This is a genomic window from Bacillus mesophilus (assembly GCF_011008845.1).
Classification (GTDB): domain Bacteria; phylum Bacillota; class Bacilli; order Bacillales; family SA4; genus Bacillus_BS; species Bacillus_BS mesophilus.
The window spans coordinates 26155-40247 of sequence record NZ_JAAIWM010000008.1 but is presented as its reverse complement, the minus strand read 5'-3'; the positions used below and the strand labels follow the sequence as shown (position 1 = coordinate 40247).

The 14093-nt window shown below is 35.9% G+C and carries 13 protein-coding genes; 5 read left to right on the top strand and 8 right to left on the bottom strand.

Annotated features, from left to right (window positions below):
- Positions 1-69 precede the first annotated feature (69 nt).
- The 5 genes from G4D63_RS18060 to G4D63_RS18040 form a co-directional block, all read right to left on the bottom strand.
- A complete protein-coding gene (locus G4D63_RS18060) occupies positions 70-552 on the bottom strand; it encodes a hypothetical protein (RefSeq protein WP_163181304.1) in 483 nt (160 codons plus the stop codon).
- A gap of 79 nt (positions 553-631) precedes the next feature.
- Positions 632-1693 (bottom strand): AbrB family transcriptional regulator, encoded by a 1062-nt coding sequence (locus G4D63_RS18055; RefSeq protein ID WP_163181302.1) that lies wholly within the window; start codon positions 1691-1693, stop codon positions 632-634.
- A gap of 84 nt (positions 1694-1777) precedes the next feature.
- On the bottom strand, positions 1778-2623 hold the full coding sequence (locus tag G4D63_RS18050; protein WP_163181301.1) for a manganese catalase: 846 nt from the start codon (positions 2621-2623) through the stop codon (positions 1778-1780).
- A 90-nt stretch (positions 2624-2713) separates the two neighbouring features.
- Complete coding sequence (locus G4D63_RS18045; RefSeq protein ID WP_163181299.1) at positions 2714-2971, bottom strand: hypothetical protein; 258 nt, start codon at positions 2969-2971, stop codon at positions 2714-2716.
- 152 nt (positions 2972-3123) lie between these two features.
- A complete protein-coding gene (locus G4D63_RS18040; RefSeq protein ID WP_163181297.1) occupies positions 3124-3519 on the bottom strand; it encodes a DUF120 domain-containing protein in 396 nt (131 codons plus the stop codon).
- Positions 3520-3797: 278 nt separating this feature from the next.
- Between G4D63_RS18040 and G4D63_RS18035 the strand changes: the two genes are divergently transcribed.
- Both G4D63_RS18035 and G4D63_RS18030 read left to right on the top strand, forming a co-directional pair.
- Positions 3798-4712 carry an ABC transporter permease subunit gene (locus G4D63_RS18035; RefSeq protein ID WP_163181296.1) on the top strand — a complete coding sequence of 305 codons (915 nt, stop codon included), beginning with the start codon at positions 3798-3800 and terminating at the stop codon, positions 4710-4712.
- Positions 4705-5610 (top strand): peptide ABC transporter permease, encoded by a 906-nt coding sequence (locus tag G4D63_RS18030; RefSeq protein ID WP_163181294.1) that lies wholly within the window; start codon positions 4705-4707, stop codon positions 5608-5610. Before G4D63_RS18035 ends, G4D63_RS18030 begins: the two co-directional genes overlap by 8 nt.
- 118 nt (positions 5611-5728) lie before the next feature.
- On the opposite strand, the gene rsgA is transcribed toward G4D63_RS18030, so the two are convergent.
- A complete protein-coding gene (gene rsgA / locus G4D63_RS18025) occupies positions 5729-6790 on the bottom strand; it encodes a ribosome small subunit-dependent GTPase A (protein WP_163181292.1) in 1062 nt (353 codons plus the stop codon).
- A 449-nt stretch (positions 6791-7239) separates the two neighbouring features.
- Between rsgA and G4D63_RS18020 the strand changes: the two genes are divergently transcribed.
- The 3 genes from G4D63_RS18020 (at position 7240) to G4D63_RS18010 (ending at position 9602) form a co-directional block, all read left to right on the top strand.
- On the top strand, positions 7240-8154 hold the full coding sequence (locus G4D63_RS18020; RefSeq protein WP_163181290.1) for a DMT family transporter: 915 nt from the start codon (positions 7240-7242) through the stop codon (positions 8152-8154).
- 189 nt (positions 8155-8343) lie between these two features.
- Entirely contained in the window at positions 8344-9297 is a 954-nt protein-coding gene (locus tag G4D63_RS18015; RefSeq protein ID WP_163181497.1) for a calcium/sodium antiporter, read from the top strand.
- 20 nt (positions 9298-9317) lie between these two features.
- Positions 9318-9602: a DUF6407 family protein gene (locus tag G4D63_RS18010; protein ID WP_163181288.1), complete on the top strand. Its 285-nt coding sequence runs from the start codon at positions 9318-9320 to the stop codon at positions 9600-9602.
- Between the two features lie 58 nt (positions 9603-9660).
- Here G4D63_RS18010 and parC read toward each other — a convergent pair whose 3' ends face one another.
- Both parC and parE read right to left on the bottom strand, forming a co-directional pair.
- Positions 9661-12090: a DNA topoisomerase IV subunit A gene (gene parC / locus G4D63_RS18005; protein WP_163181286.1), complete on the bottom strand. Its 2430-nt coding sequence runs from the start codon at positions 12088-12090 to the stop codon at positions 9661-9663.
- A 3-nt stretch (positions 12091-12093) separates the two neighbouring features.
- Positions 12094-14064, bottom strand: a complete 1971-nt coding sequence (gene parE, locus G4D63_RS18000) for a DNA topoisomerase IV subunit B (protein ID WP_163181283.1) — start codon at positions 14062-14064, stop codon at positions 12094-12096.
- Between the last annotated feature and the right edge of the window lie 29 nt (positions 14065-14093).

Here is a 14093-nt window from a genome sequence, read left to right as displayed (position 1 = left end):
ATAATGAAAAGGTTATCTTTTTGCAAGAAAATACGAACATAATGAAAAGTTCCTAATAGTAGATCTTGATTATTCGGCTAAAGCTTCCTTGATCATTAATTTGATCATGGTATCAACCATTTCAGGTTCTTCTTCTAACACCTTAAAAATTGTATTTAAATACTTTTCCGTCAGATTTAGATACTCTTCATCATCATGGTATTTACATGTTTCTCTAAATTGCTCAAGCTGACCTTCTAATATAATAAGCTCTTCATAATTTAATATGAATGTGATTTCCTTTAGGTTCTCATTCTCGTGGAAACCGTTAAAAACCAGGATTTTATCCGTTATATCCTGTAAAATAAGATATTCCTTTTGCAGCAGTTTTTTATCTTCGACTTTTACTCCATGCTTTACCTGATGTCCTGTTGTATGAGTTATATAGGTTAATAAATTTATCCAAAATGCAATTTCAACTGTTGGGATTTTCATGTGTATTCCATGATCCTTGAGCGTCATTGAAGCTTTTTCTTTTAGTACCCTCGCCTTTTCAATATCTATAATTGTCAAGTGAATCCCCTCCTACCCGTTTATCATCCTAGCATGTTTTATAGATAAAAGGCAGTTAACTTTAATGGAAAGGAAACAATTATCTTCCAAGTGCATGCTGTTTTTTAAAAATCCAAACTAATACGGGAGGGACTAGAAATAGTATAAAAAAGATTCTAAACAACTGAAATCCGGCAACAATTGATAAATCAGCACCAATTGCCTGTGCCGTTAATCCCATCTCCGCAATTCCTCCTGGAGCCGTGCTCAAAAAAGCAGTACCTAGTGAGATTGGATAAACCCACTGCAATAATACAGCTATTAAAATGGTTGATAATAACAAAATGAAACAAGCAATTAATGCGCCGACACCAAATAATTTCCAGTTTTTAAGTTTATTAGGATCAACCATTTTTCCTATATGAATGCCCAAGAAAATCTGGGCTGCAACGAGTAGAAACTCTGGAATATAGAACGGTGTAAATCCCACCACAACAAAAATGGCGCAACCAATTATTGGACCTACTAAGTATGGTGTTGGAAGGTTGCTTTTTACTGCAAGAAACGAGGATACACCTGTAACAACGATAAAAAGAATGACTTCCATCAAAGTGCTGCTCTCTGGCGAAAACGTTCCTGTTACACTAACTTCAGTAGTGTTACTAAACCAATCAATCCTTACAATTGCTGGTACAAGATAGATGACTGAAAGGAGACGGATGAGCTGAAATAATGTAACACTTGTCACATCTACTTCCTCTAACTCTTCACCTAACAGCACCATTTGAGAAAACCCACCTGGCATCATCCCAATAAAAGCTGTCTTAAAAGAAATCCCAATAAATTTTACAATAAATACTGAAACTAACATAGAAAAACATATAAGTAAAATGGTAGTCGTAAACATGGCAGGTAACATTTTTACCATCTGCACTAATGTATCATATGTAAAAGAAATACCTAACATATATCCGATAATCACTAAAGCCCCATTTCTTGTAATTGGTTTACTAACAACCTCCCGTTTCATTACAAGCTTCCAGAGTACGACTGCGAGCAATGAACCGAGCATCCAAGCTAAGGGTAAATGAAGAAATGTAAATAAAAGACCGCCTATGAATGCGACCATAACTGTCTCAACAAACGGAAAAACTTTTTTCACACATTATCACGCTTTCATAAGTTTTCTATCTATTACTCTCTTAGTTTAGCACTAAAAAAAGGCTGCAACAATGCAGCCTTATAATTAGACTAGGTTTGGTGGGAGTGGATGTGGCAATGTGTCATGAATATAAAGTGGTGCCGGTGATAAAGTTGCTTTTGGACCAAAAGGTACAGGGTCAGAAATATACTTTAACACACCGCGACCGTCTGGTGCTGGTCCTTGAGCCCAACGTCCTTTACTACTAGCTTCTCCACGAGATAAGTTATAAAGATCGTAGGATACCGCTTGTTTTTCAAGTTCACGTGGGAAAGTTGTTGGAACAACAATGTCTCCTTCACGTGCTTCAATTTCAGCGATTGCAGCCTTCCATTGATTTTGGTGAGCTGTGTCACGAGCAATTAAAAACGATAGCATATCTTTGACACCAGGATCTACAGCTAGTTCATACAATCGAACCGCTTGTAATCTTCCTTGTGATTCTGCATTTAGATTCGCTCTAAAATCAGCTAACAAGTTTCCGCTTGCGCCAATATAGGCTGCAGTCCATCTATTTCCTACACTATCTACTGGCATAGCACCTAACCCAGATACAATTGCATGTTGTGGATTCATTCCACCCATGATGGCTGCAACTGCAGGATTGTTTGAATAGGCTGCTTGTTGGTCTTCCCAAGGTGCACCATCAAGTAAACGTGCAATCATCGTTGCAAGCATTTCAACGTGTGCCATCTCCTCAGTTCCTATATCTAATAACAGATCTCGGTACTTGGCATCTGCACGTCCATTAAATCCTTGAAATAAGTATTGCATCATAACTGATATTTCTCCGAATTGACCGCCTAAAAGCTCCTGAAGCTTTTTAGCATATAACGGATCTGGGCAAGATGGCTTAGCATTATATTGAAGTTCTTTAATGTGATAAAACATTTTGTAATATTCCTCCCCTTTTTAACATCAATACAAATTATTGTTATGGGGGAGAGATGGTGCCTGTTTAGGCATAAACTCTTTATTGTTTTATTCCTTCGTATTCTCTTCTACTGTGACTGCATCAGTATGAACACATTCAAACTCTCCAATTTCTTGCTTGATTTGATCTAAAGTAGGTAGATCATCATAACTTTCTAATATTTCGTGATTTACTAAGCTAATTAGATGATAAATAAATTCCTCGTCATCATAAGGAGAGTGAACCATCGTATACACACCTCCACCTTTTGTAAAAAAAAATTGCAGGTGGCTTTTTAATTTTTCCTCATCTTTATGTCGAATCATCACCAATTCTATCACCTCTATCTTTTTCTCTACTAAAATGTATTCTAGTAAAAGAGGGAATAGAACCATACAATGAAGCTAGAAAAATTGCTAAGGAAAAGAAGAATATAGATCTTTTCTATCAATAATTAAATGCAGGGATAATCCGCGCCCTAGTGTAGCAGTACCTCTTTTACGGCTGGCATAGCAACCTCTACCTCATCACCGTGTCCTAAGGCTAATGACTCAATGAGTTCTAGATCTGTCACAATCTCGATAATTGATTGTAATTGATTGTTAATTACAATCTCCTTCTGACTTGATTCTAAATAACTAACCTTTATTCCGTTAATATAACATGTGTTTGAATGATGAGTTTGTTTTGAATCCCAAGTTAATTTGTTTTGATATTGAGAAGATTTTTTGATAGAAGCTTCTAGTAACTGAATTTGAAGCCTACCGGGAAAGAGCCTAATTCCAGTCTTAGAAGAGTAGTAGTTCTCAAGTTTTTTCATCCAATGTGACCGTTCGCCCACTCCTTTTACAACTTTTCCTCGTATAATATTCATGCTGTGCTCCTCCTTCGTTACATCCTAATTGACTATATGTTTAGACGGTATTTTAATCTTCAAGTCGCCTTTTACTGTTTATATTATTATACCGAATAAACTAGTATTTTTTTAAAATGAAATTCCTTTTTTATCGATGATATTCAACATATAGTGTCTAACCTTGTCACTTCGAAATGATCGTGTCACTGTTAGAAAATTAATTAATCCCAAATAATACCAATTATGTTATAATTAATCTGTTATTTTAGTAAAGCGTTTTACTACAGGGGGTTAACATGCATTTTCTTAAAAACATTTCCTTTTTACTATTTCTATATATTGTGGTTACTCTTTTCATCATTTTATTTATTTTACTTCCTCGTGAACCTCAATATATACAACCTTCTAGGTTTCATATTGATGTTGAATATAACTTCACCTTAGAAGAGTATAAAAATAAGATTCATACGTTTTATCAATATATTAAGGATCATAATGGTTTTGGAAAAGCTCCGGAAGGGATTACATACGCTGAACTAACTGAAAGGTATACCAAAAGAAGTTTAGAACTCATCGTTCCTGCTTTTTTATTAACGATTATAATAAGTTTTTCGATTGGTTTGTTAATTATGAAAAAGCGGATTTCTGCTAGATTAGAGATGAAAACCAACCCGTTTTCACTATTATTCTCTCTACCAGATTTTTTCATTTTTATTTTAGTTCAATATGTATTCATTTTAGTGAGTCGAAGTAGTGGACTTTCGTTTGATCTGTTTGGTAATGATAGGTGGTTTCATTTCATCTTGCCTTCTATTATTCTATCAATCTATCCGACATACTATTTAACCAAAATACTACTTACTACCTTAACAAACGAAATTCATAAGGATTATATAAATACAGCGAAATCTAAAGGTATTCACAATAAGAAAATTGTAAACTTACATATCTTATGGAATAGCTGGCCTTCTATGTTAGGTCACACCTTTATAGCCTATTTATATCTGGTTTCTAGTCTTCCGATTATTGAATTGCTCTCTGCGTATGACGGTCTTGGCTATCAATTTATTAAAGCCATTATTAGTTATGATGATATTAGGGCAATTGCCTATGCAATCCCTTTTATTTCAATAATTTTTATTACTAAGATATTATTGGACACTTTTAAACAGATTGTCCTTCCAAGAAGTGAGGTGCATCATATTGACTAAGTATTATAAAAACATCCCATTAATGATTGGTCTTGTTGGCTTGTTTATTTTAATCAATATTACTCTTTTTGCTGAACTTCTACCCTTTGTTGATAAGGAATTAGAACGAGTGTTATATGTGTTAAATGAGGAAAAGAAACCTATTATGCCACCTTTTGGTCCCTCCAGTGAATACTTATTTGGCACGGATCATTTAGGAAGAGATTTATTTAGTATCATTATGTTGGGTACAAAGGAAACTCTTCTTTATGTCCTTTTAATAAGCTCTGTTCGATTTTTAGTAGGAATTCCTTTTTCTTTTCTAGCTTTTCATAAAATCGCAGGTACACATTCTTTATTGGCAGTAAGTAATCGACTTTTTACTTATATACCTTCGATTGTAACGATTATTATTTTCATGACTTTACCACCTATATTATTTTCTGAATCAAGACCTTATTTGGTTGTACTAATTATTGCACTTGTTGAATTAAATAAGGTGACAAGCTCGTTAGTTGATGAAATCAGAAAGGTATATAAACATGAATATATGACAGCAGCTAAATCACTTGGAACAAAGCCATTAGCGCTAGTGAACCGTTATCTTTTCCCACAGCTCTATCCAAATATAATTGTTAGCTTTTCTTTAGATTTGGCTAGAAACTTTGTTATATTAGCTCAACTCGGATTCTTTGAATTTTTCATTTCGCATGTTCATGTCCAACTTGAAGATGGAAGCTGGGTCTTTCAAAACACATCACTTATGTGGCCAAATCTACTTGGTAATATCCTTAGTGATATGAGAGGACCCATTTGGATTCCGTTTTTTGCAACACTAGCAATCAGCTTTGCCATCCTCACCTTCACGCTAATAGGAAATGGTTTAACAAAACAGTACCACTCTAAATACCAGTCGTAGAGGTACGAGCTTGAAAAATTAATAATTCTCAAAAGATAAAGGAGCTTAACCATAGTGAGTTAAGCTCCTTTTCTGTTCTCTGATTTCTTTAAATCAGAACAGGAATAGTTTAAACAATTTATCTTCGGTGAACTCTTGTTCGATCTCCAGCGATTTTCTTCCATTTATCCTTTTCAACCATTTGTGCTTTTTTATCGTTTTTTCGTTCTAAATAAGCCAACTCACGTTGAAGCTTTGTATAGCTTAAAAAGCGTGCCTCATCAAGAGATCCCGTTTCAATTGCTTCACGAACCGCACATTTTGGTTCATTTTTATGCTCACAATCACGGAAATAACATTGATCTGCAAGTTCTTCAACATCAGAAAAGCTTTGACTCATCGCTCCGTCTGATTCCCAAAGCTGTAGCTCTCTCATACCTGGAGTGTCAATAATCATTCCACCTGTTGGTAAATGTACTAGCTCTCTATGCGTCGTTGTATGGCGGCCTTTTCCATCTTCATCCCTAATATCCTGAACTAATTGTTTTTGTTCACCAAGTAAATAATTTGTTAAGGTGGATTTCCCTGCACCTGAAGAACCTAATAAAGCGACGGTTTGACCCACTTCCAAATATGTCTTTAGGACTTCTAATCCTTCATGATTTTTTGCACTTGTTACATGAACTGGTACTCCGAAGGCGACTGCTTCAATCTCAGAAATTGTTTGTTCAATATTTAGAGCTAAGTCAGCTTTAGTCAATACAATAACAGGATTTGCCCCACTTTCCCAAGTTAAAAGTAGGTATCTCTCCAAACGTCTTAGGTTAAAATCTTGATTTAAAGCATTTACTAAGAAGATCGTATTGATGTTAGTTGCAACAATTTGCTCTTCAGTAGTCAAGCCAGCTACCTTCCTAGAAAACTTACTAAATCTCGGTAGAATTTCATGAATAGTTGCTTTCCCCTCAGATGCCCTTGGTGTAACAAGCACCCAATCCCCTACTGCTGGAAAATCTTCTCTTCCGTCAGCTTGAAATCTCATCTTTCCAGTAATTTCTGCTAATAATTCACCTGTTTCTGTTAATACTCGATACATTCTTTTGTGTTCTAAGATGACTCTTCCTGGAATCCAATTCTGCTTATTATATTGTTCTAATAAAGATTGTAGTTCATTATTCCAACCTAGTGATTTTAAATTCAATGTTGTTTCCTCCTACGGAATGTTGTTTTTTTCATTAAAAATAGACCGTTCTCACGGTCTAAAAATAGACATAAAAATACCATGAGCCAGATACACAGCCCATGGTCCTTTTCCGTATTTAAAGGAGAATACGTTAAAAATATGCCGAGGGCTGTGATATGAAATTAGTTAACTGATTATTTACAATTGGCTTTCTCATAAAACATCCCTCTCTTTCCGATCAATTTATTACTTTAATTATAATCTACCAAATATGGAATGTAAATACATTTTTTGTTACTTTATTTTTTGTTGATTTACCTTTTATTGAGCGTTTGTATAAATGTAAATCGAACCAATCTTTTGAATTAGTTTATCGAAAAATCCCTTAGTTATATCAAAGAATCTAGCACATATAATCATAAAGTAGGACTAGCAAACGATATCATAAAAGATTTGGGTGTGTTAAGATGGGGAATCGGTTAGCGGTGGTTTCAAGTATTTATGCTTTTCTATCTATTTCGTTTTGGGGGATCTCTTTTGTCTCCACTAAGGCTTTATTGGAAGAACTTGATCCTTACACCATTATTACAATGAGGTTTGGAATTGCGTCTATTTTTCTATTAATCCTTTTAATTGTTCTTAGAGTAAACATTTTGATTAGGGCTAAACATCTTCAGTTTATCTTTATCCTTGCTATCTTGGGCATTTTCGTTCATCAATTAGTACAAGCATCCTCTCTTCTATATATTGATGCATCTGCCGCCGGTTGGTTAATTTCCTTTTCTCCCGTCTTCACAGCAATCCTTTCTGTTATATTTTTATCTGAGAGATTTACTTTAAACAAGCTTCTCGGAATGAGCATAGCTGTCTTAGGTGTCCTATTGGTCACTACACAAGGTACTGGACAACTCACCCTATCACCTAATATTGGGTATGTATTAATGATATTTAGTACGTTTAACTGGGCTGTCTATTCGATTCTGATTAAGAAATTCAGCCTACCTTATTCAGCATTAACCGTTACCTTTTGGACTAGCCTTATTGGATTTATCCTGACTTTACCTATTACATATAAAATGAAAGGTTGGCTTGCACTTCAGAATTTACCCATGTCCGACTGGTTACATTTACTCTTTCTTGGCGTATTTGTCTCCGCAATTGCTTATTGGTACTGGGGGAAAGCCTTAGAGGTTTTAGAAGCGACACAAGTCTCAGTGTTAATGTATCTGGAGCCACTAGTCACTTTAATCGCAGCCATCATCTTATTGAATGAACATATTATACTCACTTCTGCTCTCGGTGGACTTTGTATCATCTTTGGCGTTACACTCGTGAACAAGCAAGTGTTAAACTGGATCAAAATAAATTTGATGAGAAAATAATAACTCAAAGACTGTTTTACGACAGTCTTTTTTATTTTGCTTCAACATGAAGTCGCCCCTTTTAGAATTGTATAAGTCACTGTGGTACACTAATGTATATGATTGGGTTATTTTAGGGAAATTAATAATTGGTGGATAATATGTAAATATTTTGAGTTCATATTCATCTATAAGAGGAGGTTGGCTATTATCACATACATATTATTACTTGTCGGATTTGCTTTACTCATTAAAGGAGCAGACTATTTTGTTGAAGGTTCCTCATCAATTGCTAGATCCTTAAATGTTTCGCCTCTTTTAATCGGTTTAACAATTGTTGCTTTTGGAACGAGTTCTCCTGAAGCGACAGTTAGTATCGTTGCAGCACTCGAAGATAATGCTGGCGTTGCAATTGGAAATGTTGTTGGTAGCAATATCTTTAACATTACCTTTGTTATAGGTGTAACCGCATTAATTAACCCCCTAGTAGTTGAAAATGAAACGATTAGAAAGGAAATCCCCTTTACATTATTAGCAAGTATAGCCCTGCTAATTTTAATTAGCGATATGACACTTCAACTCGTTAGTGAGAACTTTATTACAAGAAGTGACGGGTTAATTTTGTTATTGTTCTTTGCTATTTTCTTATACTACATTTTTGAGGTTGCTAGGAAAAGTAGAAGTAAAGACATAACGACTGAAGCAACTCCCAAAAAGCTATGGGGGAAAAACTTATTATTTACGATTGGTGGCTTAGCTGCAATTATTTTTGGTGGTGATTTAGTTGTTAATAGTGCAACACAAATTGCCTTTGCTTTTGGAATGAGTGAAACATTAGTCGGACTAACCATTGTAGCGGTTGGAACATCCTTACCAGAATTAATTACTTCGGTAACAGCAGCATTGAAAAAAGCAAATGATATTGCAATAGGAAATATTGTCGGCAGTAACATCTTTAATATCTTATTTGTGCTAGGTGCTGCTTCAACAGTTTCTCCACTACCCGTAGATTCAAAAATCTTTTTTGATGTTATTCTAATGATCATTCTAACTGGAATTCTACTCGTCTTTTCAAGAACTAGCTTTAGGATTGGAAAAAGAGAAGGCGCCATTTTAGCAATCGCATATATTCTTTATATGATTTATATTATTATCAGGAACTAAAAAGAGGAAGGAATCCACACATGAATTTAGAGGACTTTATTAAAGAGTATAAGGGTAGTATAAAGAATTTTAATCCTTCAAATATAGAACACTTGAGAAGTATGATTACTTCAGGAGTTGATTCTTTTAACCTTAAGTCTTTTGAAGAAGTAGAAGACATAGAAGGTGAGGATCGTAGTTTTCTATATGTACATTCAATGGCTGAAGAAAATTTGTTAACTAAAATGATTCAATTGTCCTTTGATCATAATTCAGAGCTAACGATTGAAGATGTTTATCAAGGTCGAATCATTAGACAATATTAGACACTTACAAAAAAAACGAGTAAAGGAAATCTTCTTTACTCGTTTTTCTAATTCTACTTTATGATGATGGCTTATTTTCTCTCCACACCGTTTCAACGACTCCAGCATGATCTGTGTCTACTATGAAAGAACCATTAGAGTAACGATCATTAGATCTCAATTTTACTGGATCAATCGTTTCAACCAGATTTGATTCTGTTTGGATATAGATGATGTGCTTATCATCTATAACTGGAATAATTTTGATAATCCGGTGAGGATTTGCTTTGAGCTCACGAAGCATGATAACTCCACGTTTTGCTCTTGTTGCTTTTTCAAATTCTGACAATGGCATTTTTTTAGTGGCTCCACGCTGTGTAACAAGAACTAAATTAACCGGATGATCCGGAATGATCATAGCGCCGGATACAACAAAATCTCCGTCTTTTAAGTTAATTCCCTTAACACCTGCTGATCTGGCACCTGTCGGATTTACCTCTTCTTCACTAAACCAAAGCGCATACCCACTGCTTGAAGCAATAAATAAATCCTGGGTACCATCGGAAATATGAACATCCACTACTTCATCTTTGTCTTTAAGATTAATTGCAACTAATGGTTTAGAATAACGTTGTGCCTTATATTGATGTAACTCTGTTTTCTTTACCATACCGTTTTTCGTGACAAATAAGAGATAGTGTGGAGTTTCAAAATCCTTCACTGGGATTCCTTCTACTATATGCTCATCCTTTTCAATAGGTACAATATTGGCGATGTGCTGACCAAGGTCTTTCCAACGAATATCTGGAAGCTCATGAACCGGTAAGTATAGGTAGTTCCCTTTATTGGTAAACAGCAGCAACGTATCCGTTGTATTTATATCTATTTGCTTTAGAAGCCTGTCTGTATCCTTCATACCAAAATCCTGACCATTTGATGCTGCAAAGGATCTTTGGCTAGTACGCTTTACATAACCTTCCTTTGTTACAGTTACAATTACATCTTCTGAAGGAACCATCACTTCAAGATTAATCTTGATCTCTTCAATTTCTGCTTCTATTTTTGTTCGACGTTCATCACCATAAGTCTTCTTAACCCGCTTTAAATCTGTTTTTATAACAGTAGCTAGCTTTGATTGACTATTTAGAATCTCCGTTAGTTCTGCAATTTTTCCAGCCAATTCATCAGACTCTTGTTGTAATGCTGTGATATCAGTATTGGTTAAACGATATAACTGTAAAGAAACAATTGCCTCTGACTGCGGCTCAGTAAACTGATATGATTTCATTAAATTTTCTTTGGCGTCTTTTTTGTCTTTAGAAGCTCTGATCGTTGCAATGACTTCATCTAAGATAGATAATGCCTTCATTAGTCCTTCTACTACATGCTGGCGTTCTTCAGCTTTTGCAAGCTCATACTTAGAACGATTCGTAATCACTTCTTTTTGATGCTCAATATAAGCATCTAACAAGGAAGGTAAACTCATTAGACGTGGTCGTCTATTATAGATGGCAACCATATTGAAATTATAAGGAACCTGTAGATCCGTGTTTTTATATAGAAAATTTAGGACACCTGTTGCATCAGCGTCCTTTTTCAATTCAATGACAATTCGTAAGCCAGTGCGATCTGTTTCATCACGAACCTCAGAAATACCTTCTAGCTTTTTATCAAGACGGAGTTCATCCATCTTCTTAACTAGGTTAGATTTATTGATTTCAAAAGGAATTTCAGTCACAACAATTTGCTGTCTGCTTCCTTTTAATTCTTCAATCTCTGCTTTTCCACGAATAATAATTTTACCTTTACCTGTTTCAAATGCTTTTTTAATTCCATCTACACCTTGGATAATTCCCCCAGTTGGAAAATCAGGCCCTTTTATAACCGTCATTAAGTCATCAACTGTTGCATGTGGCTTGTCCATTCTCATTATGACAGCATCAATAACCTCTTTTAAAAGATGTGGCGGTATTTCTGTAGCATAACCTGCAGAAATCCCAGTTGATCCATTTACGAGTAGGTTTGGGAACATTGCTGGTAATACAGTTGGTTCCCTACTGGTATCATCAAAATTCGGAACAAATTCAACTGTTTTTTTCTCAATATCTTTTAGTAACTCAGAGGCAATTGCAGATAACCTTGCTTCTGTATAACGCATAGCCGCCGGAGGATCACCATCGACACTACCGTTGTTACCATGCATCTGAACAAGTAAGTTTCTCATCTTCCACTCTTGGCTCATTCTAACCATCGCATCATATACAGATGTGTCACCATGAGGATGAAAATTACCTATTACGTTACCAACAGTTTTTGCTGACTTTCTAAAACCCTTTTCAAACGTATTTCCCTCTGCATGCATAGCATACAAGATTCTTCGTTGTACAGGCTTTAGTCCATCACGAGCATCAGGTAATGCACGTTCTTGGATAATATATTTACTATAACGACCAAAACGGTCACCTAATACTTCTTCTAATGGTATATCTCGAAAAATTTCCTGTGTCATACATTAAACCTCCTCAGCGACCGACAAAGTTTCATTTTCAAGTAAATTCGGGTCATCTTCCATACCAAAATCCACATTTGTCTCGATCCATTTACGCCGAGGCTCTACTTTGTCTCCCATTAGCGTCGTAACGCGACGTTCTGCTCTAGCCGCATCATCTATTCGAACTCTGATTAAAGTTCTTGTTTCCGGATTCATCGTTGTGTCCCATAGCTGATCAGCGTTCATTTCCCCAAGTCCTTTATAACGTTGAATCATATAGCCTTTACCAATCTTCTTTAAAGCACCTTGTAGATCATCGTCCGACCAGGCATATTCGATTTGTTCTTTTTTGCCCGTTCCCTTACTAACTTTATAAAGTGGAGGTAGCGCAATATAAACTCTTCCTGCCTCAATCATAGGTCTCATATAACGATAAAAGAACGTTAACAGTAGAACCTGGATATGAGCACCATCGGTATCCGCATCAGTCATAATAACAATCTTATCGTAATTGATATCGTCTAGTGAGAACTCAGGACCAACACCCGCACCGATTGCATGGATGATCGTATTTATTTCCTCATTTTTAAAGATATCAGCAAGCTTTGCCTTTTCCGTGTTAATAACCTTACCACGTAAAGGTAAAATGGCTTGAAAACGACGGTCACGTCCTTGCTTTGCTGAACCACCAGCAGAATCACCCTCTACAAGATACAGTTCGTTTTTTTGAGGATTACGTGATTGAGCAGGAGTAAGTTTCCCACTTAACACAGATTCAGAACGCTTTCTTTTTTTCCCGCTTCTTGCTTCTTCTCTTGCCTTTCTTGCAGCTTCTCTAGCTTGATAGGCTTTGATTGCCTTTTTAACTAACATTGTACTTGCTTCAGGGTTTTCCTCTAAGAAATAGAGTAATTTTTCGGAAACTACTGAATCAACAGCAGATCGTGCTTCGCTTGTTCCTAGTTTCCCCTTTGTTTGCCCCTCGAACTGAAGGATGGCTTCTGGTATTCTCACTGAGATAATTGCAGCCAGCCCCTCACGAATATCAGTACCTTCTAGGTTCTTATCCTTTTCCTTTAGGAGACTTACTTTTCTGGCATATTCGTTAAAGATACGAGTCATTGCTGATTTCGCGCCAGCCTCGTGAGTACCACCATCTTTAGTGCGAACATTATTTACGAAGGATAAGACATTTTCAGAGTAAGCATCATTGAATTGAAAAGCGAACTCTACTTCTATTTCGTTTGCTTCTCCCTCCATAAATACAACATCATGAAGTACATCCTTCTCTTCATTTAAATAGTCAACAAACGCCTTTATACCAGTATCGTAGTGATATACATCATGCTGTTCATAACGCTCATCAATTAATTCTATTTTTAAACCTTTTAGTAAAAAGGCAGATTCTCTTAATCGTTCACTAAGTGTATCAAATGAATAGGTTAACGTACTAAAAATAGTTTCATCTGGTTTAAAGTGAATAGATGTACCTGTTTGCTTTGTAGTCCCCATCTTTTCTAGGGTAGTTGCAGGTTTACCTCCTGCTTCAAATCGTTGCTTATAGATGAAACCATCACGTTTAATCTCTACTTCTAACCACTCAGAAAGTGCATTAACTACAGAGGCACCTACACCATGTAAGCCTCCACTAGTTTTATAACCACCCTGTCCAAACTTTCCTCCAGCATGAAGGACCGTGAAAATTACTTCAGGGGTAGGTTTCCCTAGCTTGTGCATTCCTGTTGGCATCCCTCTCCCTTTATCTGAAACGGAGATACTATTGTCTTTGTGTATTTTTACGATAATGCTATCACCGAATCCACCTAAAGCTTCATCTACAGAGTTATCGACAATTTCATAAACAAGGTGATGAAGACCTCTCTGATCGGTGCTACCAATGTACATTCCGGGTCTTTTTCGAACAGCTTCTAGCCCTTCTAGTACCTGTATTGCATCATCATTGTAATCAAATGGTTGTTGTTGCCTTGCCAAAGAGTTCGTCCCCTTTCCTTCTAAAGCGA

Excerpts from the sequence above, each read along its gene's own strand:
- G4D63_RS18050 (WP_163181301.1), bottom strand. The coding sequence starts at position 2,623 with ATGTTTTATCACATTAAAGAACTTCAATATAATGCTAAGCCATCTTGC.
- G4D63_RS18045 (WP_163181299.1), bottom strand. The coding sequence starts at position 2,971 with ATGATTCGACATAAAGATGAGGAAAAATTAAAAAGCCACCTGCAATTT.
- G4D63_RS18040 (WP_163181297.1), bottom strand. The coding sequence starts at position 3,519 with ATGAATATTATACGAGGAAAAGTTGTAAAAGGAGTGGGCGAACGGTCA.
- G4D63_RS18035 (WP_163181296.1), top strand. The coding sequence starts at position 3,798 with ATGCATTTTCTTAAAAACATTTCCTTTTTACTATTTCTATATATTGTG.
- G4D63_RS18020 (WP_163181290.1), top strand. The coding sequence starts at position 7,240 with ATGGGGAATCGGTTAGCGGTGGTTTCAAGTATTTATGCTTTTCTATCT.
- G4D63_RS18010 (WP_163181288.1), top strand. The coding sequence starts at position 9,318 with ATGAATTTAGAGGACTTTATTAAAGAGTATAAGGGTAGTATAAAGAAT.
- parC (WP_163181286.1), bottom strand. The coding sequence starts at position 12,090 with ATGACACAGGAAATTTTTCGAGATATACCATTAGAAGAAGTATTAGGT.